At 31.2% G+C, this 26,248-nt stretch carries 29 protein-coding genes and 1 pseudogene; all 30 read left to right on the top strand.

What is annotated here, in order from left to right; genetic code table 11:
• Positions 1 to 10 precede the first annotated feature (10 nt).
• Positions 11 to 469, top strand: coding sequence for a flagellar basal body rod protein FlgC (gene flgC / locus BT0_RS01460; RefSeq protein ID WP_011772250.1), 459 nt, complete (start codon positions 11 to 13; stop codon positions 467 to 469).
• Between the two features lie 15 nt (positions 470 to 484).
• A complete protein-coding gene (gene fliE / locus BT0_RS01455; RefSeq protein ID WP_011772249.1) occupies positions 485 to 814 on the top strand; it encodes a flagellar hook-basal body complex protein FliE in 330 nt (109 codons plus the stop codon).
• A 13-nt stretch (positions 815 to 827) separates the two neighbouring features.
• On the top strand, positions 828 to 2,534 hold the full coding sequence (gene fliF / locus BT0_RS01450; protein WP_011772248.1) for a flagellar basal-body MS-ring/collar protein FliF: 1,707 nt from the start codon (positions 828 to 830) through the stop codon (positions 2,532 to 2,534).
• 15 nt (positions 2,535 to 2,549) lie between these two features.
• Positions 2,550 to 3,584: a flagellar motor switch protein FliG gene (fliG, locus tag BT0_RS01445; protein WP_041178445.1), complete on the top strand. Its 1,035-nt coding sequence runs from the start codon at positions 2,550 to 2,552 to the stop codon at positions 3,582 to 3,584.
• A 14-nt stretch (positions 3,585 to 3,598) separates the two neighbouring features.
• On the top strand, positions 3,599 to 4,519 hold the full coding sequence (fliH, locus tag BT0_RS01440) for a flagellar assembly protein FliH (protein WP_041178444.1): 921 nt from the start codon (positions 3,599 to 3,601) through the stop codon (positions 4,517 to 4,519).
• A 16-nt stretch (positions 4,520 to 4,535) separates the two neighbouring features.
• Positions 4,536 to 5,843 carry a FliI/YscN family ATPase gene (locus BT0_RS01435; RefSeq protein WP_041178443.1) on the top strand — a complete coding sequence of 436 codons (1,308 nt, stop codon included), beginning with the start codon at positions 4,536 to 4,538 and terminating at the stop codon, positions 5,841 to 5,843.
• Complete coding sequence (locus BT0_RS01430) at positions 5,840 to 6,268, top strand: flagellar protein FlbA (RefSeq protein ID WP_011772244.1); 429 nt, start codon at positions 5,840 to 5,842, stop codon at positions 6,266 to 6,268. The genes BT0_RS01435 and BT0_RS01430 overlap by 4 nt, the downstream gene beginning before the upstream one ends.
• Complete coding sequence (locus BT0_RS01425; RefSeq protein WP_011772243.1) at positions 6,265 to 6,879, top strand: periplasmic-type flagellar collar protein FlbB; 615 nt, start codon at positions 6,265 to 6,267, stop codon at positions 6,877 to 6,879. Before BT0_RS01430 ends, BT0_RS01425 begins: the two co-directional genes overlap by 4 nt.
• Before the next feature lie 3 nt (positions 6,880 to 6,882).
• Positions 6,883 to 8,052, top strand: a complete 1,170-nt coding sequence (locus tag BT0_RS01420; protein WP_011772242.1) for a flagellar hook-length control protein FliK — start codon at positions 6,883 to 6,885, stop codon at positions 8,050 to 8,052.
• Positions 8,053 to 8,064: 12 nt separating this feature from the next.
• Positions 8,065 to 8,499 (top strand): flagellar hook assembly protein FlgD, encoded by a 435-nt coding sequence (gene flgD / locus BT0_RS01415; protein WP_011772241.1) that lies wholly within the window; start codon positions 8,065 to 8,067, stop codon positions 8,497 to 8,499.
• Between the two features lie 4 nt (positions 8,500 to 8,503).
• Positions 8,504 to 9,832, top strand: coding sequence for a flagellar hook protein FlgE (flgE, locus tag BT0_RS01410; RefSeq protein WP_011772240.1), 1,329 nt, complete (start codon positions 8,504 to 8,506; stop codon positions 9,830 to 9,832).
• A 17-nt stretch (positions 9,833 to 9,849) separates the two neighbouring features.
• Positions 9,850 to 10,071, top strand: coding sequence for a flagellar FlbD family protein (locus BT0_RS01405; RefSeq protein WP_011772239.1), 222 nt, complete (start codon positions 9,850 to 9,852; stop codon positions 10,069 to 10,071).
• Positions 10,068 to 10,853: a motility protein A gene (locus tag BT0_RS01400; protein WP_011772238.1), complete on the top strand. Its 786-nt coding sequence runs from the start codon at positions 10,068 to 10,070 to the stop codon at positions 10,851 to 10,853. Before BT0_RS01405 ends, BT0_RS01400 begins: the two co-directional genes overlap by 4 nt.
• Entirely contained in the window at positions 10,853 to 11,638 is a 786-nt protein-coding gene (gene motB, locus BT0_RS01395; RefSeq protein WP_041178442.1) for a flagellar motor protein MotB, read from the top strand. Before BT0_RS01400 ends, motB begins: the two co-directional genes overlap by 1 nt.
• A gap of 41 nt (positions 11,639 to 11,679) precedes the next feature.
• A complete protein-coding gene (fliL, locus tag BT0_RS01390) occupies positions 11,680 to 12,213 on the top strand; it encodes a flagellar basal body-associated protein FliL (RefSeq protein WP_011772236.1) in 534 nt (177 codons plus the stop codon).
• 19 nt (positions 12,214 to 12,232) lie between these two features.
• Positions 12,233 to 13,291, top strand: a complete 1,059-nt coding sequence (fliM, locus tag BT0_RS01385; RefSeq protein WP_011772235.1) for a flagellar motor switch protein FliM — start codon at positions 12,233 to 12,235, stop codon at positions 13,289 to 13,291.
• A gap of 49 nt (positions 13,292 to 13,340) precedes the next feature.
• Positions 13,341 to 13,685, top strand: coding sequence for a flagellar motor switch protein FliN (gene fliN / locus BT0_RS01380; protein ID WP_011772234.1), 345 nt, complete (start codon positions 13,341 to 13,343; stop codon positions 13,683 to 13,685).
• Entirely contained in the window at positions 13,678 to 14,322 is a 645-nt protein-coding gene (locus BT0_RS01375; protein WP_011772233.1) for a flagella biosynthesis regulatory protein FliZ, read from the top strand. Before fliN ends, BT0_RS01375 begins: the two co-directional genes overlap by 8 nt.
• 9 nt (positions 14,323 to 14,331) lie before the next feature.
• Positions 14,332 to 15,096 (top strand): flagellar type III secretion system pore protein FliP, encoded by a 765-nt coding sequence (fliP, locus tag BT0_RS01370; protein WP_041178441.1) that lies wholly within the window; start codon positions 14,332 to 14,334, stop codon positions 15,094 to 15,096.
• A gap of 9 nt (positions 15,097 to 15,105) precedes the next feature.
• Positions 15,106 to 15,369, top strand: a complete 264-nt coding sequence (fliQ, locus tag BT0_RS01365) for a flagellar biosynthesis protein FliQ (RefSeq protein ID WP_011772231.1) — start codon at positions 15,106 to 15,108, stop codon at positions 15,367 to 15,369.
• Between the two features lie 15 nt (positions 15,370 to 15,384).
• Positions 15,385 to 16,173 (top strand): flagellar biosynthetic protein FliR, encoded by a 789-nt coding sequence (gene fliR / locus BT0_RS01360; protein WP_011772230.1) that lies wholly within the window; start codon positions 15,385 to 15,387, stop codon positions 16,171 to 16,173.
• Positions 16,170 to 17,291: a flagellar biosynthesis protein FlhB gene (gene flhB / locus BT0_RS01355; RefSeq protein WP_011772229.1), complete on the top strand. Its 1,122-nt coding sequence runs from the start codon at positions 16,170 to 16,172 to the stop codon at positions 17,289 to 17,291. The genes fliR and flhB overlap by 4 nt, the downstream gene beginning before the upstream one ends.
• A gap of 8 nt (positions 17,292 to 17,299) precedes the next feature.
• On the top strand, positions 17,300 to 19,390 hold the full coding sequence (flhA, locus tag BT0_RS01350; protein WP_011772228.1) for a flagellar biosynthesis protein FlhA: 2,091 nt from the start codon (positions 17,300 to 17,302) through the stop codon (positions 19,388 to 19,390).
• Positions 19,391 to 19,394: 4 nt separating this feature from the next.
• A complete protein-coding gene (flhF, locus tag BT0_RS01345) occupies positions 19,395 to 20,561 on the top strand; it encodes a flagellar biosynthesis protein FlhF (protein ID WP_041178439.1) in 1,167 nt (388 codons plus the stop codon).
• Positions 20,562 to 20,573: 12 nt separating this feature from the next.
• Positions 20,574 to 21,461 (top strand): MinD/ParA family protein, encoded by an 888-nt coding sequence (locus BT0_RS01340; protein WP_041178566.1) that lies wholly within the window; start codon positions 20,574 to 20,576, stop codon positions 21,459 to 21,461.
• Between the two features lie 5 nt (positions 21,462 to 21,466).
• Complete coding sequence (locus BT0_RS01335; RefSeq protein WP_011772225.1) at positions 21,467 to 21,952, top strand: hypothetical protein; 486 nt, start codon at positions 21,467 to 21,469, stop codon at positions 21,950 to 21,952.
• Between the two features lie 2 nt (positions 21,953 to 21,954).
• The gene (locus tag BT0_RS01330) at positions 21,955 to 23,853 is read left to right on the top strand and encodes a FapA family protein (RefSeq protein ID WP_011772224.1); all 1,899 of its coding nucleotides are present in this window, start codon (positions 21,955 to 21,957) and stop codon (positions 23,851 to 23,853) included.
• Positions 23,854 to 23,877: 24 nt separating this feature from the next.
• Positions 23,878 to 24,189: a hypothetical protein gene (locus tag BT0_RS01325; RefSeq protein ID WP_011772223.1), complete on the top strand. Its 312-nt coding sequence runs from the start codon at positions 23,878 to 23,880 to the stop codon at positions 24,187 to 24,189.
• Between the two features lie 21 nt (positions 24,190 to 24,210).
• Positions 24,211 to 24,766, top strand: a pseudogene (locus BT0_RS01320) (DUF6115 domain-containing protein).
• Complete coding sequence (locus BT0_RS01315; RefSeq protein WP_041178438.1) at positions 24,708 to 26,216, top strand: Hsp70 family protein; 1,509 nt, start codon at positions 24,708 to 24,710, stop codon at positions 26,214 to 26,216. Before BT0_RS01320 ends, BT0_RS01315 begins: the two are co-directional and overlap by 59 nt.
• Positions 26,217 to 26,248 lie beyond the last annotated feature (32 nt).

The raw sequence follows: 26,248 nt of genomic DNA, 5'->3' as shown, positions 1-26,248 counted from the left end.
AATATTACATATGGGATTATTTTCAAGTATTAATACTGCTGCAACGGGTTTGACAGCTCAAAGATTGAGACTAGATGTTATTGCAAATAATATTGCTAATGTGGAGACTACTAGAACTTCTGAGGGGGGCTCTTATAGAAGACAGAGAATAGTTTTTTCTCCAAGGGTTGTAAGTCCGTATTGGAAGGGTCCTTTTGTTCCTGATTATCTTGATAATGGAATTGGTCAGGGTGTAAGGGTTGCTGGTATTGAGAGAGACAAGTCTCCTTTGAAATTAAAGTATGATCCAACTCATCCTGATGCAATAAAATCTGGTGAGCGAAAGGGTTATGTGGAATTTCCTAATGTGAATGCAGTTGAAGAGATGGTGGATATGATATCTGCTTCGCGTGCTTATGAAGCAAATTCTACTGTCATTAATAGTAGCAAAGCAATATTTAGGAGTGCATTATCAATATTGCAGAATTAAGGAGGTTTGTGAGCAATGGAAGTAGATTCTTTTTTTACAGATAATAATGTTTATTTAGTTCGTAAAAATCCTTTGCATTTTGATAAAAGTTTTTCTGTTTTTGACGTTAAACGTGAGGTAAAGGCAGAGTCTTTCAAAGATTTGTTCTTGAATTTAATATCTGATGTGAATAATAGCCAATTAGATGTATCTAGAATGTCTCAACAAGCTATTTTGCAACCAAATAGTGTCGATGTGCATGATATTACAATAGCAATGGCTAAAGCTAATATGAATTTAAGTATTACAAAGGCTGTTGTTGAGAGAAGTATAAAGGCTTATCAAGATGTAATTAATATTCGTTAAGGAGCTATGCAGTTTGAACAATTTTATTACTAAGTTTTTTGCATCAGTAAATAAAAAATTCCAAAAGGCCAGTATGGTTCAAAAAGTGGCTTTTGGTGTTATTGCTTTATTCATAATTTTAGCATTTATTTTTTTAATAGGATTTTCTACTAAAAAACAAGGTGTTGCTCTTTTTGGTGTTGGCATTAAGGATCAGTACTTGTTAGATAGAATAGTGCAAAGATTGGATAGAGAAAGTGTTGAATATATTATTACTGCTGATGGAAAAATTTACTTAAGTGATGAAAATATGTCAAAAAAAATGAGAGCAATTCTTGTAAGAGAAGAGCTTGTTCCTGTGCATATGGATCCTTGGTCTCTTTTTGATATTGATAGATGGACCATTACGGATTTTGAGAGAAATGTTAATCTTAGAAGGTCAATTACAAGAGCTGTTGAACAGCATATTGTTGCTCTTGATGATGTTGATGCTGTTAGTATTAATCTTGTGATGCCAGAAAAGGCTCTTTTTAAAGAATCACAGGAAGCAGTTAAAGCGTCTGTTAGAATCACTCCTAAGCCTGGTTCTGATATCGTGACTAATCGTAAAAAGGTGGAAGGACTTGTTAAGCTGATTCAATATGCTATTGAGGGTCTTGAATCAGATAACATTGCTATTGTTGATAATAAAGGGACTGTTTTAAATGATTTTTCTAATTTAGATGGCATTGATAGGATTGATTTGGCTGAAAAGGAAAGAAAGCTTAAATTAAAATATGAATCTATGCTTCGAGATGAAATTGATTCCGCTTTAAGTAAGGTTTTGTCTGTTGATAGGTTTATGATTGCAAGAGTTAATGTGACACTTGATACTTCTCGTCAAACTACGGAATCTAAAGAGTATGCTCCTATTGAGATTGAGCCTCAGGATCCAAAAGTTTCTTATAACACAAGAAAAGTTAGTGATTCTACATTGCTTTCTTCTCAAGTGCATAAAAGAGAATACGAGGGACAAGGTTATAGTCCATGGGGGCCACCTGGTCAAGAAGGTAATACTCCTCCTGAATACCGAGATTTAAGTGATATTATCGGTAAGTCAAATGAGTTTAAAGAAATAAAGAATGTTGCTCTTAATGAGAAAAAATCTTTAAACGAAAAGGAGCCTGCTAGGATTGCAGGGATTTCTCTTGGTATTTTTATAGATGGTGTTTGGGATTTTGTTTATGATGAGTCTGGAAATTTTATTATAGAAAATGGCATGCGTAAAAGGGAATATAAGCCTATTTCTGATGAAGCTTTAAAAAATATTACAGATGTTTTGCAGAGTTCTTTTGAGTATAAGCCGGAGAGGGGGGATTCAATTGCCATTAGGAATGTTGCCTTTGATCGAGTGAATGAATTTAGAAAGATAGATGAAGATTATTTTTCAACTGAAAAATTTAAGTTTCTTATTTTTACAGTAAGTATAATATTTGCATTGTTGATATTAATATTTACGGTATTTTTCATTGTGTCTAGAGAACTTGAGAGAAGAAGACGCCTTAGAGAAGAAGAATTTTCAAGACAAGCACATTTAAGACGCCAACAAGCATTAATGGATAGCGATGATATTGGTGTTGATGATGTTGTTGGTGGAATTAGAGAAGAGGATGAGCTTCAAAGTAATGCTGAACTTTTAGCTAGAGAGAAACCAGAAGATGTTGCTAAGCTTATTAGAACATGGATTGTGAAGAATGTATAAAGGGTGATAATTTATATGGAAGAGCAAAAAGAAAAAGAGATATTAGGTGTTTCTACTTTAACGGGAAAACAGAAAGCTGCTATTTTGTTAGTTTCAATAGGTTCTGAAATTTCATCTAAAATATTTAAGTATTTATCTCAAGAGGAGATAGAATCTTTAACTTTTGAAATAGCAAGACTTGATGTTGTTACTTCTGATCTTAAAGATAGTGTTCTCTTAGAATTTAAAGAGTTGATGATGGCTCAAGAGTTTATTCAAAAGGGTGGAATAGATTATGCTAGGGAGCTTCTTGAGAAATCTCTTGGTACTCAAAAAGCGGTAGATATTATTAATAATTTAGGTTCTGCTTTGCAATCAAGGCCTTTTGAATTTGTTAGGAGAGCAGATCCTGCTAATATTTTAAACTTTATTCAACAAGAACATCCACAGACAATTGCTTTAATACTTTCGTATCTTGATCCTCAAAAGGCTTCATTTATTCTCTCTAGCCTTCCTACTGAAATTCAGACTAATGTTGCAAGAAGAATTGCATTGATGGATAGAACTTCTCCTGAAGTGGTAAGAGAAGTTGAGAGAGTGCTTGAGAAAAAGTTAGCTTCTTTATCTTCAGAGGATTATACTTCAGCTGGAGGCGTTGATAATGTTGTTGAAATAATTAACATGGCCGATCGAAAGACAGAGAAATTTATTATTGAATCCCTTGAAGAAGAGGATCCTGAACTTGCAGAGGAAATTAAAAAGAAAATGTTTGTATTTGAAGATATTGTTCTTCTTGATGATAGATCAATACAGAGAATTTTAAGAGAAATAGATGGTCAGGAGTTAGCAAAAGCTTTAAAATCAGTTGATGCACCTGTTCAAGATAAGATTTTTAAAAATATGTCTAAGAGGGCTGCTGGAATGCTTAAGGAAGATATGGAATTTTTGGGGCCTACTAGACGTAAGGATGTTGAGGAAGCTCAGCAAAAAATTGTTTCTCTTATTAGAAAATTAGAAGAGCAGGGTGAAATAGTAATCTCAAGGGGTGGTGAAGAAGATGTACTTGTCTGAGGAAGGAGTTGTATTTGCCTAAGGTTTTATATAAATCAAAAGAAGTTGTAAATGCAGTAAAGTTAGAGTTTGTTGAGATTACAAATCCTATTTTTAAATCGTTAGAAATTAAGAGAAAAGAAAATGAACTTTGTGACATAGATAGTCGTAGCATTAAGCTTCGCAATGAACTTGAAGATTTAATGAATCAAAGAGCAAAGCTTCAAGAGGAAATTGAACGTGAACATGAGTTTGCTAAAAAGGAAATAGATGCTGAATGTTCTAAGATTCTTGAAGAAGCTAAAGAACAGGCTAACAAAATAGTAAGTTTTGCTAGTGAGAGAGCTGAAGCTTTGCAAAAGGAAGCTGAGAACAAAAAAGGGGCTATTGAGCAAGAGTCTAATTTAGAAATTGAAAAAATAGTTAGGGAACATGAAGAGCGATTAAAAAGGGAACTTGAAACGGAAATGGCAAGAGGAAGAAATGAAGGGTATGATGCAGGGTTTAATAAGGGACGTGAAGATTGTGATAAAATATTAGGAAAGTTAAATAGCATAATATCTTCTTTGGTTGCAAAGAGGAAGGAGATCCTTGAATCCTCAGGGGAACACATAATGAATCTTGTTATGCAGATTGCAGTTAAGGTGGTTAAAAAAATTATAGATTCTCAGACAGGTATTGTCATAGAAAATATAAATGAGGCTTTAAAGAAAGTAAAAAGCAAAACAAATATTATTATTCGTGTTAATCTTGATGATATAGATGTTGTGAGTCATCAAAAACATGAGTTTATTTCTAAATTTGATTTTATAAAAAATTTAGAAGTTGTTGAAGACGTTAATATAGGCAAGGGTGGATGTATTATTGAGACTGATTTTGGGGAAATAGATGCACGAATTTCATCCCAACTGGATAGAATAGAGGAGAAATTTAAAAATTTTTCTTCTATATTTTAGGGATTAAGGAATATTGATGGACATCTTTTTTGAAGGTTATTCAAAAATGTTGGATGATGTTGAGCCTATATCTCTTATTGGTAAAGTAAGGAAGATTAAAGGTCTCTTAGTAGAAAGTTTGGGTCCAAAATGTGGTATTGGTGATTTATGTTTAATAGAGCAGAGAAGTGGTAAGAAAATATATGCTGAAGTTTTAGGTTTAAATGGATCGTTTGTTAATCTTATGGCTTATGAAGGATTTGATGGAATTGAGATTGGCGATCAAGTTTGCTCTTTAGGTAAAAAGCTTCAGATTAATCTTAGCGATGAATTACTTGGTAGGGTGATTGATTCTCTTGGTAGACCTATTGATAATAAGGGGCAGTTTTTTTGTAATTATTATAAAGAATTAAGTTTTAGTAATATTAATCCTTTAAGTAGAGGTGTTTTTTCTGAGCAAATAGTTACTGGTGTTAAAGTTCTTGATGGGTTTTTACCAGTTGCAAAGGGACAACGTGTAGGCATTTTCTCAGGTGCGGGTGTTGGTAAGTCTACTTTGCTTGGTATGATTGCTAAAAATTCTAAGGCAGATGTTAATGTTATTGCCTTTATTGGTGAGAGAGGCCGTGAGCTTAATGAGTTTATTAAATATGATCTTGGAGAAGAATGCTTTAAGAGAAGTGTTTTGATTGTTTCAACCTCTGATGCATCTCCTATCGCAAGATATAAAGGGGCTTATACCGCAACATTAATAGCTGAATATTTTAGAGATTGTGGAATGGATGTTATGTTGCTGTTTGATTCAATTACAAGATTTGCAAATGCTAAAAGGGAAATTAGTCTTTCTATGGGAGAGCCACCTGCTACTAAAGGATATCCCCCTTCTGTTTTTGTAGAAATTCCTATTTTGCTTGAGCGTTCAGGACTTAATTCTAAGGGTAGTATTACAGGGTTTTATACTGTGCTTGTTGAGGGTGATGATTTTACAGAACCGATAGCTGATAATATGAAAGCTGTTTTAGATGGGCACATTATTTTGGATAGAGATTTATCTGATAGAGGGATTTATCCTTCTGTAAATATTTTGAGTTCTACTTCAAGATCTCTTCATAGAATAGTAAATTTTGAAAAACAAAAATTGATATCTAAAATTAGGAATTTATTATCAATTTATAAAAGTTATGAAGATTTAATTAAGACGGGAATTTATATTAAAGGTTCTAATAAAGAAGTTGATTTGGCAGTTGCAAAATATCCAAAGATTATTGATTTTTTGTCTCAAGGAATACAAGAGGAGTTTGATTTTGAAAATTTGGATAGTGAATTGAGAGAAATATTAGCTTGAATGATTTAATTTTTAAGAAAAAAATTTTTGAAAAAATATTGAGTATTAGGACTTATGATAGGAAGTCTAGCGAAAACGCTTTAGTGAATGTAAATAATAAGATTTCAAAAATAGAAGAATTTTTAGAAGGAATTTCTGCAGGTTTAAACAAATTAAACAATATGGATGTTTTTTCGAAAGGAAATTATTTAGATTATTTGACTTATAGAAAAGGGAAAGAGTTGAAAAAGCTTGAAAAACTTAAGCATGAGTATGATAAGTATCATGATATTTATTTGAAAAAATATGGAGAAGAAAAAAAGGTTGACATATTAATAAAAACTTTAAATGATACTATAATTAAAGAAAAAGTAAAAAGCGAAAGCTTGTTTTTGGATGAATATGTTAATTATAGAATTTGTAAAAAATTAGGGAATAATCAATGAATGATTGCTTGTCATTTTTACTTAGATTTTTTTTGTGGTTATTTTTAGTTATTTTTTTCTTAGTGTTTTCATTTTTTTTGGTCGATTTATTTGGCATATATCAAACTAGAGATTATTTGCCTGTGTATATCAGGGCTTTACTTTTTAAGGGAGATGCTCAGCCACCTGAATATACACATATTAGTCTTGAAGAGATTAGAATGATAAAGGAAAAAGAGGCGATTTATATTAAAGGTCAGCAGGTTGAAAAATTGAGAGAAGAATTGAAAAAGAGAGAAGATAGTTTGAATAAATTAGAAGCCGAACTTAATCAAAAGCAAAAAGATTTAGATCTGAAACAGAAAGTAATCGATGATATTGTCAATAAATATAAAGATGAAGACGCAAATTTTGCTCAGGCTGCTTTATATTTAATTAATATGCCACCAAAGGATGCTGTTAAGAGGCTTGAAGAACTTAATGATGAGATTGCAATATCTTATATGCGTAAGGTGGAAGATATTGCTAAAAAAGAGGGACGTGCGTCTATTGTGCCTTATTGGTTGTCTCTTATGGATTCTAAGAAGGCCGCTGTACTAATTAGAAAAATGTCTGTTAGTTCATTGGAGTAATGTATGGATAATGTAAGTAAGATTATTGTTAGTTTGCCAAGTCTAAACAAGGATTTTAATTTTGTGAATGTAGGTGGTATTTTTAGTCAAGCTAAAAAGGGTGTTTTTTCAGATCTTATTTCTTCAGAGATTCAAAATCTGTCTAAGTTTAGGGATTCAATACTAGACTTTTTAAAATTTTTAAAAAGTAATGGCCTTATAAGTAAGGATTTTAAGAATATCTCTTTAAAGAAGCCCTTTGCCTTTGAAAAATTTAGTGATAACGGTTTCGTGTCTGATTTAAAATCTTTAATAAAAAAGGTGAATAATTTATTTGATTTTGATAGTCTGAAAGTTTTAAGTGAGAGTTTGTCTTTTGATTCTGAACTTAGTGACAAAATAAAAATATTAAAAAATTTTGAAAAAGTTCTATCTGATCTTAACATTTTGTTTGATAATGTAACTTCTCTTTTTAATTTTGATGTTTTAAGTGTTGATCTTAATTCTAATCATAGAGATTTGAATATTGTAAAGAGAGAGAGGGAAAAAAATGTTATTGGTATTGATGTTAAAAATTTTAAAAAAAATGATAGTGTTAAGGAATTTTTTAATTCAGGTTTTAGGTTTAGGTTAATTGATAGTGAAAATTGTGTTCGCAAATATGGTCTTAAAGAAACGTTTGATGGATTGACAGAATCTATAGGTGATCTTTCTAGTTTTAATGCAAAACCTGTTAAAGGATCTTTTATTGGTCACATTGCTGATAATTTAATGTCAGAATGGAATTTAAAAATAAATCATAATATTGTGAACAAGGCCAAAATTGTGTTAAAATCGAATGATACAGGAGAAATTAGGCTGATTTTAAAGCCCAAAAGACTTGGTAGTATAAGAATTAATTTAAATCTTGATTCTAATAATAATTTATTAGGTAAGATTATAGTTGACAATCATAATGTTAGGACTCTTTTTGAACAAAATATGTATTCAATCAGTAAAATGTTAAATGATAATGGTTTTAATACTAGTTTAAATCTTTCTCTTGCAGGTAGTGGTTCTGGGTTTTTTTCTGGTAATTTTGAGGATGATGTTGAAAGCCAATCATCTTCTTTGAATAAGAATAATATCTTTAAAATTGAGGATAATGTTGAGATTTCTGGTGATTTAGAAAAAAGTATTAATTTTATTGTTTAAAATGGAGGATAGATGGGTAGAGTTGATTATATTGACAATTTAGTCGGTATAGGCCGAGCTAAGGAAATATCTAATTCTAAGGTACAAAGAGGTGTGAAGGGTAATAATCTTGGTCGAGATGATTTTTTGAAACTACTTATTACTCAACTTAAATATCAAGATCCTACAGATCCAATGAAAGATAAAGAGTTTATTGCTCAAATGGCACAATTTTCAGCTCTTGAACAAATGACAAATATGAGTAAATCTTTTGAGAGCCTCTCATCTGTTCTTGGTATAAATAAGGATTTGGATTTATTGGGCAAAATAGTTGAATTTGAACATGTTGATGGAGAGATTATTAAGGGTAAAGTTACAAATATTAAAACAGGAATAGTTCCACAAATTATGATTGATGGCAAGTATTATGTTTATAATAATATTTTGTCAGTAGGATTGGAGGAGTAGTTATATGATGAGGTCTTTATATTCTGGTGTTTCTGGTCTTCAGAATCATCAAACAAGAATGGATGTTGTTGGTAATAACATTGCCAATGTTAATACTATTGGTTTTAAGAAAGGAAGAGTTAATTTTCAAGATATGATATCTCAGAGTATTTCTGGAGCGTCTCGTCCTACTGATGGGCGCGGAGGTGTTAATCCAAAACAAGTTGGTCTTGGAATGAGTGTTGCTACTATTGATACTATTCATACTCAAGGATCCTTTCAAAGTACCCAAAAAGCTTCTGATCTTGGAATTAGTGGTAATGGTTTTTTTATTTTAAGAGATGGTAATAATTCTTTTTATACAAGAGCTGGTGCATTTGATGTTGATTCTAATAGGTGTCTTGTAAATCCTGCAAATGGTATGAGAATTCAAGGTTGGATGGCAAAGTCTATTGGAGGAGAACAGGTTATTAATACATCTGCTGATGTTGAAGATTTAGTTATTCCTATTGGGGATAAAGAAAGTGCTAAGGCTACTGAACACATTACTTTTGCTTGTAATCTTGATAAAAGATTACCTATAATTGAGGAAGGTGCAAGTGAAGTGGATGTTGCTCGTGGTACTTGGGTTGTTAATAAGACTATTTATGATAGTTTTGGAAATACTAGTGTTGTTGAACTTAGAGTTGTAAAGGATACAACTACTCCTAATTTATGGAACGCTACAGTTTTAGTAAATGGAGAGACAAATTCCAATTTTACAATAGGCTTTAATAATGAAGGAGCATTGCTTTCTTTAAATGGTCAGGCAGGTCAGCCTGGTGATTTACTTGAGTTTCCTATAACTTTTGGTGTTGTGAATGCTAATGCCGGAGAAGTTGGTGAGCAGCAAACTATTAATCTTAGACTTGGTAATGTTGGTAGTTATACTGATTCAATTACTCAATTTGCTGATGCAAGTACTACAAAGGCTATTATTCAAGATGGATATGGTATGGGATATATGGAAAACTATGAAATAGATCAAAATGGCATAATAATGGGAGTTTATTCAAATGGTATTAGACGAGATATTGGCAAAATTGCGCTTGCTTCATTTGTTAATCCTGGGGGACTTGCAAAGGTAGGTGATACTAATTTTAGTGAGACAAGTAATTCAGGTCAGGCTAGGATAGGTGAAACTGGTTTGGCAGGCCTTGGTACTATTAGAGCAGGAGTTTTAGAAATGGCTAATGTTGATCTTGCTGAACAATTTACAGATATGATAGTTACTCAAAGAGGTTTTCAGGCTAATGCTAAAACTATAACCACTTCGGATCAGTTATTACAAGAGCTTGTAAGACTTAAGAATTAATTTTTTTGTTTTAGTTTATGATTTATGTAACTAAACTTAATGGCGATGGGTATTATTTAAATCCTTGTCATATTGAGAGTATTGAGGCTAATCCTGATACTACGATTCTTCTTATGAATGGTAAAAAATTGATTGTAAAAGAAGATGTAGTAGAGGTTGTGGATAAAATCAAGATGTGTAGGAGAGAGATTGCTTTGTTAGATAGAATTATACAAGAGAATAAGGGAGTTGAGCTATGAATTTAGCTAGTATAGTTGGATGGGGCGTTGGATTTGGTGCTATTTTAATTTCTATGGCATTTACTCCTACAGGATTAGGGGTTTTTTGGGATTTGAGTTCTGTGTTTATTACGGTTGTTGGTTCTTTTTCTGCACTTGTGGCTTCCTCAGAGATTCCCACTGTAAAGAGAATCCCTACATATCTAGGATTGTTCTTTAAAAAGAGTTCTTTTGGTAAAGTTTTTATTATAAAGACTTTAGTTGAACTCTCAGAAAAAGCCAGAAAAGAAGGGCTTTTATCTCTTGATGATGAACTTGATCAAATCAATGATCCTTTTTTTAAGTCTGGAATGAGACTTGTTGTTGATGGTGCTGATCCTGAGATAATTAGAACTATGCTTTATCTTGAACTTGATCAAATGCAAGAGAGACATAAGATTGGTGCTGATCTTTTTGGAACTTGGGCAAAGCTTGCTCCTGCTTTTGGAATGACAGGTACGCTTATTGGGCTTATAGCTCTTCTTGGAAATTTAGAAGACAGATCAGCTCTTGGTTCTTCTATGGCTGTTGCTCTTATTACAACTCTTTATGGTACAATAATGGCAAATTTAATGTTGCTTCCTATTCAAATTAAATTAGAGTCTATAGATATTGAGGAAGCATCAGTTAAGACGATGATCGTTGAGGGTATTTTATCAATCCAGGCAGGGGATAACCCTAGAATTTTAGAACAAAAATTGGTAACGTTTTTAACTCCTAAAGATAGGAGTCAGCTTGGAAGCGGTATTCTTGGGGGTGAGTGATGTCATTGAGAGATAGGAAGAAGCGTTCAAAGTGTGCTGAAGGTACTCCTGAATATATGTTAACGTATGGAGACATGGTTACCTTGTTACTTGTTTTTTTTGTTACTATGTTTTCATTAAATGATATTATTCTCAAAGAAAATGTATTAAAAATAATGTCAGCTTCATTTACAGGATCCGGATTTTTTAAGGGCGGGAAGACCTTAGATATTAATAAGCTTTCTTATTTGAGTAATAGTTTTATGTCTTTACCCTCTACTGAGAAGAATAAGCAAGCTTCTCAGGCGTCTAAAAATAAGTCTATTATTGAATTTATTGAAAAGATTCAGTCTAATAGGGTTATTGTGAGACATTATGAACGCGGTGTTGTTGTATCTCTTTTGGCCGATGCTTTTTTTGATTCAGCTAGTGCTGAGGTTAAGCTTGATGATAATAGGGAAACTATACAAAAGATAGCTTCTTTTATTGGGTTTTTGGATAATCAAGGGTATAATTTTAAAATCGAAGGACATACAGACAATGTTGATGTTAATATAAATGGAATTTGGAAAAGCAATTGGGAGCTTTCATCGGCAAGAGCAGTAAATATGTTAGAGCAGATTTTGAATTACACCGATCAGTCTAAGATACAAAGCATTGAGAGTAAATTTGAGGTATCTGGATTTGCGGGAAGTAGACCGGTTGCTACAGATGATACTCCTGAAGGTAGAGCTTATAATAGAAGAATAGATATTTTGATTACTAGTGATGCTTCTTTGAGTTCTACTAAAGGTATTAATCACTAATAATGTTTTAGTAATAAAAGAAGAAATTTATAGGAGGTAATATGCCTGAGAGAGATGATGGTAGTATTGATGTAGGTGGTGCGGATAGTAAAAGAATGGGACTTCTACCTGATGTTATAATAAAAATCTTGCAAATATTAGCAATAGGATTATTTACTGTTGTTATTATGATAATAGTTGCTTATTTTGTTTCTAAGATGGTAGTAAGTCAAAGTGGGGCACCTAATAATTTTCCAATTTTTTCTAATGAATATTTGGGGAAACCCCCTATGCTTATATGGTATGAAAGCATAGATGAAATTAGGGGAACTACTCAAGATACTCCTCCAAAGACTTTTGTCATAAAACTTGCGTTAGGTTATGCTGAGAATAATGTAAATATTTTAAGTGAGCTTGGAAGACAGAAAGTGCGATTAAAAGATATTATTAGAGAATATTTTAGTCAAAGAACAGGACAAGAGATAAAGAACGAAAGTCAGATTAAGGCGGAAATTAAGGCTAGAATTAATAGTATTCTTAGAAATGGTGAAATAAAAGAGATAGCATTAACACAAATTGATATTTTTGATATGTGATTTTTAAAAGGAATTTTGAATGGCAGGTAATCCGGGAGCATTATCACAAGATGATATAGATAGTCTTTTAGAATCTATTAATTCATCTGATAATTTATCATCAGATGATTCACTTTCTAATATCATATCCAGTCCTATGGGCAAAAAACAGAAAATTAAAGTTTATGATTTTAAAAGACCAGATAAATTCTCAAAAGAACAAGTAAGGACAGTATCAAGTTTTCATGAAGCATTTGCAAGATATACTACAACTTCACTCTCAGCACTTTTGAGAAAGATGGTTCATGTACATGTAGCTTCAGTTGATCAGTTGACTTATGAAGAGTTTATTAGATCTATTCCAAATCCTACTACTTTAGCAATAATTAACATGGATCCTCTTAAGGGTTCTGCTATATTTGAGGTTGATCCAACCATTGCGTTTGCAATAGTTGATAGACTTTTTGGAGGAGATGGAGATACTATTAAGGATAAGAGTAGAGATTTAACAGAAATAGAACAGTCTGTCATGGAAAGTGTTATTATCCGTATACTTGCTAACATGAGAGAAGCTTGGTCGCAGGTAGTCGATCTTAGGCCTCGTTTTGGGCATATAGAGGTTAATCCTCAATTTGCCCAAATAGTTCCTCCAACAGAAATGGTTATTTTAGTAACTCTTGAAGTTAAGATAGGTAAAGTTGAAGGGCTTATGAATTTTTGTTTGCCTTATATTACAATAGAGCCTATTGTATCTAAGCTTTCAACAAGATATTGGCATTCTTTAATTGGTGTAGGCACTACTAGTGAAAATCTTGACATCCTTAGAGAAAAGCTTGAGAATACAGATATGCTTTTAGTGGCTGAAATCGGAGAGGTTAAATTAAAGGTAAGAGAAATATTATCCTTAGCAAAAGGTGATGTGCTTAATCTTGAAAATTCTCCAATAGATAAGGATTTGATCTTAAAGGTAGGGACTAAACAGAAATTTAAGTGTAGAATGGGTCTTGTTGGAAATAAGATTTCAGTTCAGGTTACAGAAAAAGTTGGTGAAGTAGAGGATTTTGATTTGTTAAAGGAACTCACGGAAGAGGTTGAATAGGTTGTTAAAAGTTTAAATGTGTTAATAAGTTTAATGAAGAGGTGAATTAATGGCTATAGATGATAAGAGTGATATTGGTGAAGAGAAACCTGAGATAAAGGGTGTTAAACTTCCTGATTTAATTGATACTTTGCCTGAAGGTGTTGATCCTAGTAATTTTGGTCTTTTGATGGATGTTTCTATGCAAGTCACTGTTGAACTTGGTAGAACTGAGCGTAAAATAAAAGATATACTTGGCATGTCTGAGGGAACGATTATTACACTTGATAAACTTGCTGGTGAGCCTGTAGATATTTTGGTAAATGGTAAAGTGATAGCTAAAGGAGAGGTTGTTGTAATTGATGAGAATTTTGGTGTTAGAATTACCGAAATAATTAAAATTAAAAATGAGTAGATTAACTTTATTTAAGTTTGTGTTTTTAATTATTTTTATATTTTTTTTTAAAAATTTGTTTGCACAGGAGAATGGAGTTGATTTAGATATTTCTTCTTCTAGTTTAGAGAATGAGGTTAATTTACCGATATTTGAGGGTGATAAGGCTAATTTGAATAATAAAGATATACAAAATATATCTCTTTTCAATATTTCAGATTTAGTTACTATATTTTTGTTCTTTCTTTTTTTTCTTATTTGTATTTTTTTGTTCAAGAAAATGATTCTAAATCATAAGAAAGTTAAAAATAGTTATAAATCAAATTTTATAAGAGAGCTTGCTTTTTATGAAATAGATAATAAAAATTCTGTAAGGGTTATCAATATACTAGGTAATGTTTATGTATTTTTAGTATCAAGTAATTCTTCTATTTTGCTAAGAGAGATCAAACAGGGTGAAGAACTAGATAATTTAAAATTTGAGCTTGATAAAGCTAAAAGTCTTAGTGATATAACTTCATTTAAGTCAATTTTTAATAAAATATTGCGTAAGAACAAAAAAGATGAATTATCTTTTGATAAGACTGAGTATGCGGCATTGGAGAATGATATTGAGACTTCGTTAAAAAGTAAACAAGATAGGCTGAAAAAGTTTTAGAGGTTGAATTTGAGTAAAAAATTAAGTTTTTTCTTATTTTTTGGAGTTATAAATTTTGCATTTGCTCAAACTAAATCTTTGCAAACTACTACTGGTTTAAATTTTCCGTTTGTTGATCTTGTAAATTCTGTTGGCGGTGGAATAATTTTTCCTTTGCAACTGTTATTGATATTAACTATAATAACTCTTTCTCCAGCTTTTTTAGTTTTGATGACTTCTTTTTTAAGGATAGCAATAGTATTAGATTTTATTAGAAGGGCATTATCACTTCAACAATCACCACCTAATCAGGTAATAATGGGATTGGCTTTATTTTTAACTCTTTTTACTATGTGGCCAACTTTTAACATAATATATAAAGAAGCATATTTGCCTCTTCAGGACTCAAAAATAGGTTTTAATGAATTTTATGATAGGGGAATTGCTCCTCTTAGAAATTTTATGTATAAGCAAATGTCTAATAGTAAGCATGAAGAGATTAGATTGTTTATGAGTATTAGTAATTATCCCAGGCCTAAGAATTTTAGTGAAGTTCCTACTCATGTTCTTATTGCATCTTTTGTTTTGCACGAGCTGAAAGTTGCTTTTAAAATGGGCATTTTAATATTTTTACCATTCATAGTGATAGACATTATTGTAGCTGCCGTTTTAATGGCGATGGGAATGATAATGTTGCCGCCTGTAATGATATCTTTACCATTTAAACTTATGCTTTTTGTAATGGTAGATGGTTGGACTTTGATTACTAGTGGGCTTGTGAAAAGCTTTATGTGAAGGATTTAAATGACAACAGGACAAATTATTTATTTAATTAGAATTTCTATTGAGAATATTATTATTCTCTCAGCGCCAATGTTGATTACAGCTCTTATAGTTGGTCTTCTAATTTCAATTTTTCAAGCTGTTACATCTATTCAAGATCAAACACTTAGTTTTATTCCTAAGATTATTATAATACTTTTAACTCTTGTTATATTTGGTCCTTGGATTTTAAAAAAGCTTATGCTTTTTGCTTTTATGGTTTTTAGTCAAATACAAAATATATAATGTATGGATTAAAGTATGAATATGAATTTTTTAGTTTTAAAATCTTTTGTGATTTTGCCTGTGTTTGTTAGGATTTTTCTTTTCCTAAGGTTTTCACCTTTTTTTGCAACTATAAGAATGAGTTATTTAAATTTTTTCTTTGCTTTAATTTTGTCTATTATTGTTGTAGATAAGATAAATGTTGTTTACCCTTTAGATAATTTGATTGCATTTACGTTGATATTGGCAGGAGAAGCTATTTTAGGTCTTATTCAGGCTTTTTTTGTAAGCATAATTTTCAGTGTTTTTCATTTGCTTGGATTTTTTTTCTCAAATCAGATGGGTCTTGCTTATGCAAATATTTTCGATGTTTTTGCAGAAGAGGATAATTTAGTAATATCTCAAATATTTACTTGTCTTTTTTTGCTTTTATTTTTATCAAATAATGTTTTATTACGTTTCTTTATGATTGGAGTGCATGATTCTGTTTTAAATGTTAGAGTTGAAAATATGGTTAATATAAAAAATTATGAATTTATTGAGTTGATGTTTTATTCTTTTGTTATTCTTTTTGAAAAAGCTTTGATAATTTCTCTTCCAATATTGGGAGTTCTTTTACTTTTATATTTAATTTTAGGCATACTTTCAAAGACCGCTCCCCAGATTAATTTATTAATGATTAGTTTTGCAGTTTCGTTGGGATTGGGATTAATTATTTTATATATTGGTTTTCCAAGTTTGGTGATGTCCGTTAAGAGAGTCATTGAACTTGCTTTAGAATCTATGAGGAATGCTTTAAATTTATTTTCTGAGACCTTAAAATGAATACTAGAAATGAATTTTTAAGTAAAAATTGGTATATCCCTCTTAATTTTTTTGCCTCAGAGGATGAGGGTAGAACTGAACTTCCTACTGAACAAAAAAAACAAAAAGCAAGAGAAGAAGGGCAAGTATTAAAATCAACCGAAATTAATATGGCAGTTACTCTTTGCATATTATTTGCTGTGTTTTTCTTTATGTTATCTTATTTTGCTTACGAATTAATGGATGTTTTTAGGTGGCAAGCTGGTAAGCTTCCAGAGATAATGTCGATTAGTATTTATTCATTGGGGTTTGCATATATTAGATCGATGCTTGGATATGTGATTGTATTTCTTTTGATATCGTTTATAGTTGTTTTTTTAATTAACGTTGTGCAAGTTGGCTTTTTGATAACCTTTAAACCTATAGTTCCCAAATGGGATAGAGTAAATCCAAATTTTTCAAAGTGGATTAAAAATTCTTTTGGTTCATTTGATGCTTTTTTTAATTTGTTTAAAAGTTTATCAAAAATTGCTATAATATCTTTTATATATTATATAATGCTAAGAAGCAATATAGGTAAAATCTCAAGAATGTTTGAATATAGTCTTGAAGATGGTATTTCTGTTATATTAAGTCTTGCTTACAGAATATGTTTTTTTTCAGTAATAGTATTGATGGGTATTAGTATATTGGATTATCTTTTTCAAAGAACTCGTTATATTGAAAATTTGAAAATGACAAAAGAAGAAGTGAAGCAAGAGAGAAAAGAAATGGAAGGAGATCCTCTGCTTCGTTCTAGAATGCGGGAGCGAATGAGAGAAATTTTGAATGCTAATTTAAAAGTAACGGTTCCTCAAGCGGATGTAGTAATTACGAATCCGGAACATTTTGCTGTTGCTATTAAGTGGGATAGTAATACTATGTTAGCACCAAGGGTGCTTGCAAAGGGGCAAGATGAAATTGCATTTGTAATTAAGCAAATTGCCAGGGAAAATAATATTCCTGTGATGGAAAATAAGCCTCTTGCAAGGGATCTTTATGCTAATGTTGATGTTAATGAAGAAATTCCAAGAGAATATTGGGAAATTGTTTCTAAAATTCTTGTGAAAGTGTATTCTATCGCTAAAAAATTTAATTAGAGGTTAAGTTGTTGGATGCAAGAAAAAACTCTGTATTAGTATATTTTGGACTTAATAATAAAGCGGACTTGGTAGTTTCAGTTGGTTTAATACTTGTTGTTGCTAGTTTTATTTTGCCACTTCCTGCATTTATTTTAGATGCTTTGATTGCAGTTAATTTGGTAATAAGTCTTTTAGTTATGCTTATTGTTCTTTATTCTAAACGTTCACTTGATTTTTCAGTTTTTCCAACGCTTTTACTTGTGATGACCATTTTTGGTCTTGTTTTAAATATTTCTTCTACTAGATTAATTTTGATAAAAGGAATAAGTTTTGATGGTCAAATGATAAGGGCCTTTGGAACATTTGTTGTTGGAAGTTCTGGAACTCAAGGTCTCTTTGTTGGTTTTATAATATTTCTTATTATAATTGCAGTTCAATTTATTGTTATCACTAAGGGTTCTACAAGAGTTGCTGAAGTGGCCGCTCGTTTTGCTCTTGATGCTCTTCCTGGAAAACAGATGGCTATTGATTCTGCCTATAGTTCTGGAAATTTAACAGAAGAGGAAGCTACAAGGCAGAAGAATGATTTGCAAGCTGAAGTAAATTTTTATGGTGCTATGGATGGTGCTTCTAAATTTGTATCAGGCAATGTGAAGGTTGGATTTTTAATAACGCTTATAAATATTCTTGGAGGACTTATAATAGGGGTTACTCTTCAAGGACTTAGTTTTAGCGATGCGGTCAATAATTATGTGTCTTTGACTGTTGGGGATGGACTTGTTTCTCAGCTTCCAGCGTTGTTAATTTCAACAGCAACAGGGCTTATTGTTACTAGATCGATATCAAAAAATAGTTTTGGAGTTGAGATTATTGAACAATTTACTTCCTATTCAGGAATTTATTGGATTGTATCTGGGTTTTTATTATTTTTGGCATTTCTTCCAGGGTTCCCTACATTAATACTCATTCTTTTAGGTATGTTGATAGCCTTTTTAGCTTATTCACTGTCTAACTTAGATAGGAATAGAGAACTTCATGAAAAACAAAAAGCCGAAGAGCAAATATTAAGTTATGCTGATAAGGAGATTGCTCCTGTAGTGCCACTAGATCCATTGGCTTTAGAGATTGGGTATAATCTTGTTCCAATAGTTGATGATTCAAAGACCTCAGAACTTCTTGATCGTATTGTGAAAATACGTCGTGAAATTGCTCTTGAATTGGGAATAGTTGTGCCTAAGATTAGAATAGTGGATAATATGCGACTTGAACCAAATGAGTATTCATTTAAGCTTAGGGGAGTAGAGATTGGACATGGGGAAATTAAGTTAGGTAAGTTTTTGGTTATAAATGTGGGATCTGATTCTGGTATTGAAGGAGATCTTACAAAAGATCCTTCATTTGGACTTCCATCTCTTTGGGTAAATGACAATGGGAGGGAAATTGCTGAAAAATTGGGTTATACTGTAGTTGATCCTCCTTCAATTATTGCTACTCATATGACTGAACTTATTAAGAGGCATGCTTGTGAGATTTTGACACGTCAAGATGTTCAAAATATTCTTGATATTTTTAAAAAAGATTATGGAGCTATTGTTGAAGAAGTTTTAAAAGATTTTTCAGTGGGAGAAATTCAAAGAGTGTTACAAGGTCTTTTAAAAGAACAAGTCTCAATACGTAATTTAGTGACAATTTTTGAAACAATAGCAGACTTTACGAGTATTACTAAAGATACATTTTTTTTAATTGAAAAATGTAGACAAGCAATTGGAAGACAGATAGTTAGTGGATATTTAAATTCTAATTTAGAACTTAATGTGATAACAATAAATCCAGAATTTGAGCAAAAAATAATTGATTCACGATTTGAGACAAATAACGATCTTATAAGTTCTCTTGATCCAAATTTAAAAACTAAATTTATTTATGAACTTTTTAGACTTGTAAATGAGGTTCAATCACAAGGATATTATCCTGTTATACTATCGAGTGAATCCGCACGACCTGTAATAAGGGTCTTGACCAGTAGAGAACTTCCAGATATTGTTGTTATATCTGTTTTAGAGGTTCCTAAAAATGTTAAAGTTAATGTGCTTAAAACAGTAGAGGTTGAAGAGTAGTATTATGGTTCAGTATTTTACAGAAAGAGGTCCGACCTATAATGAGGTCATAGAAACTGTTAAGAAGAAATATGGAAAGAATGCTAGAGTTATGACTTATAAGACAATAGCTCATGGAGGAATATTTGGCTTGTTTAGTAGAGATTGGATTGAAGTTTCAGGTTATGTTAGATATGACATTGGACAACAACAAATAAATGTCGAAGAGGAGAAGCGTAAAATTCTTCAAAGCATTAAAAAAGAAGAGAGTTCTTCAATTGAGGATGTAATTAAGGAAGTTAAATCTCTAAAAAATGAACTTGCACATAAAAAGGAAGAAATTAATCATCCAACAATTTTAAAAATAGAAGATATTTTACGTAGTAATGATTTTTCTGAAAGTTACATTAGAGATATTAATGATTTTATTAAGAGAGAGTTTAGTTTATCAGATCTTGATGATTATGATAAAGTTAGAGATAGTGTTATAATATACATTGCTAAAACTATTAAATGTTCAGGTTCTATTATTGATAATCTTAAGAAAAGAATTTTTATTTTAGTTGGACCAACGGGTGTTGGGAAGACCACTACTATTGCAAAACTTGCAGCGATCTATGGAATTAATAGTGATGATAAGAGTTTGAATATTAAGATTATTACCATTGATAACTATCGTATAGGAGCTAAGAAACAAATTCAAACATATGGTGATATTATGGGGATTCCTGTTAAGGCGATTGAATCTTTTAAAGATTTAAAAGAAGAAATTACACAGTCAAAGGATTTTGATCTTGTTCTTATTGATACAATTGGTAAGAGTCCTAAAGATTTTATGAAACTTGCTGAGATGAAGGAACTTCTTAATGCTTGTGGTCGTGATGCTGAATTTCATTTGGCTGTCAGCTCTACTACAAAGACGGCAGATATTAAAGAAATATTTCATCAATTTTCTCCCTTTAGCTACAAGACCGTGATTTTTACGAAGTTAGATGAGACAACATGTGTTGGTAATTTAATAAGTTTAATTCATGAAATGAGAAAGGAAGTTTCTTATGTTACTGATGGGCAAATTGTTCCTCATAATATTAGTATTGCAGAACCGCTTACCTTTATCAAAAAAATAAATGGATATAGAATAAGTGATGATATTGAATTTATTCGAAAGCTAAAAGGTAAATCTTATTATTAAGGATAATATATGATAGAAGATCAGGCTCAAAGTTTACGTGATATTATGAGATTGAATAATAGGGCTAGTTTTGTTGTTGATGATAAAATTCAAAATAATAGAACAAGATTTATTGCCGTTACTAGTGGTAAAGGTGGTGTTGGCAAAAGTAATATTGCTGTGGGTCTTGCTCTTAAATATGCAAATCTTGGTAAAAAAGTTTTAGTTTTTGATGCAGATATTGGTATGGCTAATATTAATATTTTGCTTGGAGTCATTCCAAAGTACAGTATTTATCACATGATTATGCAAGGGCGAGGTATTAAGGACGTAATAACAAAGACAGAATATAATATTGATCTTTTAGCTGGTGCTTCTGGGACAACAGAACTTTTAGATTTATCAGAGACCGAGATGAATCAGTTTATAAAGGAGTTATTAAAAGTTTATGAATATGATATAGTGATAATAGATACCAGTGCTGGAATTTCAAGACAGGTTATTTCGTTTTTGTTTTCTAGTGATGACGTAGTTATTGTTACAACGCCAGAACCTACTTCTATAACGGATGCTTATGGTATAATCAAGGTTTTATCTCATAAAATGGAAAATTTAAAAAATTTAAGACTGGTTGTCAATAGAGTGGCTAATGTAAGTGAGGGAAAAGGAGTGGCTAAAAAAGTTATTGATATATCAAGTCAGTTTTTGAATTTAAATATTGATTATTTAGGATATGTTTATGAAGATCAAAATATTAGGAATTCTGTTTTTAAACAAAGACCTTTTATTTTATTAAATCCCAATAGTAAGGCTAGTTATTGTCTTGATTCTATTGTGGCTGCTCTTGAAGAAATTACTCTTGATAATAAAAAAAGAAGAGGTGTCATAGGTTTTATATCTAAATTTTTTGGGATGGAATAGGTAATATGTTATTTACTAAAAGACGCAAGTATGTTTTATTATTTAGTGCGTTTGCATTTGTTCTTGCGGTGATTCTTGGCATTTTTGCTCGCGTGCCTTTTATTACAGTATTGTTTAGAGCGGTTTTTCAGTTTATAGTTTTTTTTTGTATTGGACTTTTACTTGAATTTATATACAAGAAATATTTGTATGATCTTTTTAAAGATGATAGTTTGAGTAATGATACAAGGAAGAAGGATATTGATGAGAATAGTAACTGTAAGCCTGAAACAGATGATAAGAATTCTTTTTCTAAAAATATTCATCTTGATAATAATAAAAGTGGTGATAATGACAATTATAGTCTTTCAGACAAATTGAGTAAATATGATACAGTTGCTAAAGAGAGTAAATTAAGTAGTAAGTTATTAGATCAAATTTCACATGTTGAGAATACTGATCCAAAAATTGTTGCTGAGACTATTAAGAGTTTGATTAATAAAAAGGAATAATTATGGCTACGATTAGCGATTTTGCGGATTTTAGGAATAGAATTAAGAATTATTTAGAAAGAGAAAATCGTATTAATTTAATAGAGGTGGAATCAGATACGCTTGAAGAGGCTTTAAATGATGCTTCTTTAGAACTTTCAGTTCCTTATAAAGACTTGAATTATGAGGTCTTGGTACGTGGAAATAATGGACTATTTGGATATGGTAAGAAAAACTGGAAAATAGTTGCTTATAAGAATTCTTATTCAAAGTTTGGTGTTACTGATGTTTTAAGTTCACAAAGTGAATTTGAAGAAGTTGCGTCTCTGGATGGGAAATTTTTTATCAGGAGAACTGCCAAGGGGGTATTTTTGAAGGTTACTCCTGCTCAAGGAGATGGGAGTGTTGTTAAGTTTAAAGATGTAATGGATAAATTTGCTTCATATAGTAATATCAAAGATTTGGATGAAAATTTTGTTAGATCGGTTATTGAGGATGCTAATGGTAAGTATGAACAAGTATCTGTTTTTGAGGCCGATCTTGTTGAGAGTGTAACTATGATGGTTCATATATCAGAAGATTCAATGTCAGTAACTGTTGAATTTACTGTTCCTGGACCTAATGGTGCTGAAGTTTTGGAAAAAGATATTTATAGTATTCTTAAGAAATATGGAGTATCAGATCGAGCATTGCTTAAGAATAAAATAAAAGAATTTGTAGATTATCCTTTTTATGGTGAACCAGTTGAGATGGCAAGGGGAGTAAATCCTGTTAAGGGAAGAGATGCTTATATTAATTTTATTGCTAAGAGTAAGTCTTCAGGTGAGTATGGTGCTGTAGGTAATGAGTTTAGAAATGTTAATAGAGGAGATGAATTGGCAGAAATTATTCCCTTATCAGAGGGTATTGAAGGGTATACTGTTTTTGGAAAAATATTAAGAGCAGAGCATGGTCGAGAGCTGGATTTGATTTTGGGAGATAATACTTTCATGGAAGGAAATAAGATTATTGCAGGGTGTGATGGATATATATCTATTTCAAATGGTATTATTTCTGTGCATGATGTTTATGTTGTTGAGGGTGATGTTGGACCTGGTACTGGAAATATAGTAAATAATGGTATGGTGCTTGTTAAGGGAAGTGTTTTAGATGGATATAATGTTATGGCTAAGAGTGGAATAGAAGTCAATGGACTTGTTGGTAGGTGTAATTTGAGAACTGATGGTTCTATTGTTCTTCGAAGTGGGGCTAATGGAAAGGGTGGTTCAGAGATTTATGCAAAGAAGTCTATTAAGTCTAAATTTTTAGAAAATGTTAATGTACGATGTGAAGGCAATATTGAAGTTGTAAGAGGAATTGTCAATTCTTTTGTTTCTTGTACAAAGAAGGTGCTTTGCATTGGAAAAAAATCTAAGATAGTTGGTTCTGATGTTCGTGCGAGAGAAGAGGTTCGAGCATATTCTATTGGATCTGAGGGTAATGCTGAGACTTCTATTTGTGTTGGGTGTGATCCTGAAATAAAAGTTTTGCTATCTAGATTTACTGAATATCTTGTGAAGATTGAGAAACGGTTGGAAGTTTTAACAAAAGATATTTCTGCTTTAAAGAAGAACATTCAACTTACTGTTGATAAAGCTGAGAAATCTTTAAAAATTGACAGTTGTAATGAGCTTATTAATGAGCGAGATATTTTAATTTTGGAAATAAAGATGGTAAAAGATAAGCAAGAAAGTTTGCAAGATGCACTTGAAGATAGTAAGATTGATGGCAAAATTTTTGTTGAGTACATAGCTTATACTGGCGTTAAGTTGCATATTAAAGATGCTTATTATGAACTTCCAAGAGATTATAATAATATTACTTTTGTAGAGGATGACAATATTATTAAAATGTTAGCTTATGTTCCTTTTAAATCTAAATAGGTTGCAAATTGTAGGAGGAGCTTTATGGATATTAATGGTTCATCTGAAGTTGTAAAGATAATTACACAAGGTGCTTTTAAGGCTAGTGAAATTTCAAATGAAGATTTAAGGAAAAAAAAGATAAGAGAAAATAAAAATCTGAGTTTAAATCAAAGCAAGAGTTATCATGTTGACTCTGAAATAAATAGCATATATCCAGCTGATGAAAGCATGGATGGTAATGTCAATTTTATTACAATGTCAAAAATTAAGACTGCTAAGAGAAATTCACCTGGCATATATGATATTAATTTTCATGATCCAAAAATTGGAAGAAACATTGATATTGAGCGATAGTTTAAGTATAGGACATTCTGTATGTTTGTTGTTTTTTGTTTTATTTTGATTATATTTATTTTTATATATTTTCATATTTATATTAGTTTGAAAATCAAATCTAATAGTATACTTAGGAAATTTAGGAGTGAGGTAGATAAAACTATTATTGAAATTAATCAAGCAACTGATAGAAATATAAATATTATTGAGATAAAGATTGAAAGCTTAAATAGAATTATTAAGGAAGTTGATGAGAGGATAGAAATACTTGATCAAAGACTATTGGGATTTAATGCTCATTCGATTTCAATGGGAAGTAATAATTTTAGCATGAAAGGGGATAGTAGTGTTTATAAGAGTAATTTAGATTATTCAATACCTACTATTGAGAAAAATATAATCAAGGAAGGATATAATATTCGCCAGCAAGTTATTTCACTTTATGAGCAAGGAATGTCTTTAGAAGTTATTGCTAAAAAGTTGAAATTGGATTTGGGTGAAATTGAATTAATTGTTTCAATTCATAGGGGTACTTGATGGAAAAATGGATAGGCATAGATCTTGGGACTACAAATACTGTAGCGTCTTATTTTGATGCTAATTCTAGGGTTATATTAAATGATAGGGGTGAGAGAATGACACCTTCTATTGTGTCTTTTACAGATTCTGGTATTATTGTTGGTAGTATTGCTAGACATCAAATATTGGTAAACCCAGATAAGACTTTTTATAATTTTAAAGTTGATATAGGTACCGAAGTCTCTTATGAAGTGGGTAATAATACATATAGAGCTGAGGATATTGCTTCTTATTTACTTTTAAATGTGAAGATGAATGCTGAGAAATTTTTAGGTACAGAGATTTGTGATGTTGTAATAACTGTTCCTGCTTATTTTTCTGAAATTCAAAGAAGAGGTGTTGTAGAAGCTGCAAGTCTTGCGGGATTGAAATGTCGTGCAATACTTAATGAACCAACAGCAGCCGCTTTGTCTTATGCTTTTGAAAAACAAATAGATGGATTATTTCTTGTTTATGACCTTGGTGGTGGAACTTTTGATGTTACTCTTTTAGAAAAACAAAATGATACTTATACTGTTCTTGCAATTAAGGGCGAGAATAAACTTGGCGGAAATAATTTTAATGAAGTCATAGAAAGGCATGTCTTAACCAGTTTTGAGGAAGAATATCCTGATATTGATTTAGATGATATTGTTATTCTTGAACAGATAAGAGACAAAATTGAAGAAGCTAAAAAAAGTTTATCTATTATGGATGAGGTTAGTATTGTATTACCTTTTCTTGATGGCAAGCATTTGAATTATAAACTTAAGAGAAATGATTTTAATTCTATGATTAAGGAATTTATAGAGAAAACTATTAGTCTTACAAATGAATGTATTGCCGATTCAGGTGTTGATCTTGAACGTATTTCAAAAATAATACTTTCAGGAGGTTCAACAAGAATTCCTTTAGTTAAAGAGAGATTGAAGGAAATTTTTCCTAAAATTGAAGTATTGGATTCCTTAAATCAAGATGAAGTTGTTGCAAATGGTGCGGGCATTCATGCTTGTAGTCTGTCAAATAATAGTACTCTTATTGATTTTAAAGATGTAACCCCTTATTCTCTTGGCATTGAGACTTGTAATGATGGATTTTTTACGTTAATTAAGAGAAATACTTTATTACCGGTTTGTGAGCGAAAAATCTTTACAACAACTAATGATTATCAGGAAGAGATTGAGATACATGTCCTTCAAGGTGAATATAAGAAAGCATCTTTGAATTATTCTATAGGCAGATTCTTTTTTAGTAATATACAAAAGGCTTTAAGAGGTATGCCAAAGATAGAGATACTTTTTAGTTTGGATGAAAGTGGTATCTTAAGCATTTCTGCAAAAGATTTAGATACGCATGTTTCTAAGTCAATTCAAATAAGAATGACAAGTTCTTCTTTTGATAGTGGTTTTGAAAACGAAGGTGTTCTTGCTTCATTAGAAGACATGAGATCTAGTAGGGTGTTAGAAGACAGTATTGAATTGACTTAAACATTTATTTGAATTGAGATATTAATTTTGTT

This window comes from Borrelia turicatae 91E135 (assembly GCF_000012085.2).
Classification (GTDB): Bacteria; Spirochaetota; Spirochaetia; order Borreliales; family Borreliaceae; genus Borrelia; species Borrelia turicatae.
This window is presented reverse-complemented; position numbering and strand designations above follow the sequence as displayed.